1 pseudogene is annotated in these 1,685 nt (G+C 51.5%); it reads right to left on the reverse strand.

The annotated features are described in order from the left end of the window. Positions 1-1,132, reverse strand: a pseudogene (locus ESO89_RS18705) (hypothetical protein); the annotation flags it as partial. Positions 1,133-1,685: the final 553 nt, after the last annotated feature.

Genomic DNA, 1,685 nt, shown 5'->3' on the forward strand with positions numbered 1-1,685 from the left:
TCGTTGTTCCGTCTCCGTGACTGCTTTCACCCGTAATGACTCCGGCGCCTTGACCAATCTCGTGAACGAACTCACAGCCTTCGATGAGGACGTCTTGCCCGTACTTGAGACGGATCGATCGAGTCTGGATGACATTGGTTCGATCGTTCCAGTGGCGGCGTGGAATCGGGTCCTTCCACGTGACGGTTTCGCCGTCGCGGGTATTCTCTTTGATTGAGACGATGTTTTTGACAGTGGAGCCGGCGCTTCCGACACGGACGTCACAATCGTTGTTGTTTTTGTACAGTCCCCCTTCTACGTGGACAGTTCCACCCTCTCCGACATCGGGATGGGCGGGATTAGACGCGTAGATGCCCTTGCTGGGGAAGTGCCAGATGTCGCAGTTGCGGATGTGGATCTCGCCGGCGTGTGGCGGTCCGACAAATATTCCGGTTGCCGATTGTCCTTCGACGGCGCCATCACGCATGTTAACGTTGTCTAGCGTCGCAATCCCACCTTTTGTGTGTGTTTCCACACGATAACCGTCAACGTTCCCTGGCAGTTGTCCCTTCGTAGTGACATCGAATACGGAGACATCGCCGCTCTCAGCGATGAATTGGATCCGTCCACCAAAATCCGAACCACGGGTAAAGTCTAGGTCAAACCCACCGAACAAGATGTTCGATCCTTGGAAGGCGATCAGATACTCATCATCCAAGAGTTTGCTTGTGGGGGTGATCGGGACGAATGTAGGCTGGGCTCCCTCAGCAGCCACGAGGCCAACGTTCGATACACCCTCCTTAAGGAGTGTATCCTCGATAGTGTATCGACCGTCAGGGAACTCAATGAGCGTTCCATCCTGTAAACTATTGAGAAGCGTCGAATCGATTGCTTTCCCACCCGAGTTGTCGAGTCCGAGATCATTAACCGCGTCCAGGACCCGGTCGAACTGCATCCCGTGCCGTTCTACGGTAGCCGACCCTAACCCCGAAGATGCAAGAATCGTACCCGCTGCCGCCGCGCCGAGCTTCACGTACTCTCGTCTGTTCAGTAATCCATCAGCGGCCTCCGCGTTGCTGTTTTCTCCGCCCGATTCTTCGGTCTGGCTATACCTGTCGCTATCGTCATCCTCGCTTACCAGCTTGCGTGCCATGCAGAGTTTAGTAATACAATAACTGTGATAAATATATCGTTAATTTTATATTCTGTATTCCATGAATATCCTATAAAATCATATAAATAGGAAATACTGTAAACCCGTTAGATATTTCTAGAGCCGTTCATAGAGGTCTAATCAGTACCGAAAAAATCAACTTTTGATCTGGTTAATATCAACTTAACAGCTATGATACCGCTCGTGGTGACCGATCGGTCCGCCATGGAACCGATCCGAATTGACCAATTTCGTGGTCTCGGAACCTCCGACCCTCATCGGACCGATCCTCAAGACGAGCTTGTGAGCCCATCGATAGGTGGCAATAATGAAGCCCGATGTCGGTTTCTATTCCGATGATAGGCGGATGAGCGATGTTACTGTCGTAGCTGGTACCGATGGGTATGTTCGATCCCACCTATCTTTCTACGAGGAGAGAATCCCGTCGTTTACGACAGGCGTGAATCCGACAACGCCGACACAAACCACGTTCAGCAGCAATGCGGATATTTAAGTTGGATCGTATTGTAGTATGACATGTACCGAGGCGGTC

Origin of the sequence: Halorubrum amylolyticum (assembly GCF_004114995.1) — an archaeon.
Lineage (GTDB): Archaea > Halobacteriota > Halobacteria > Halobacteriales > Haloferacaceae > Halorubrum > Halorubrum amylolyticum.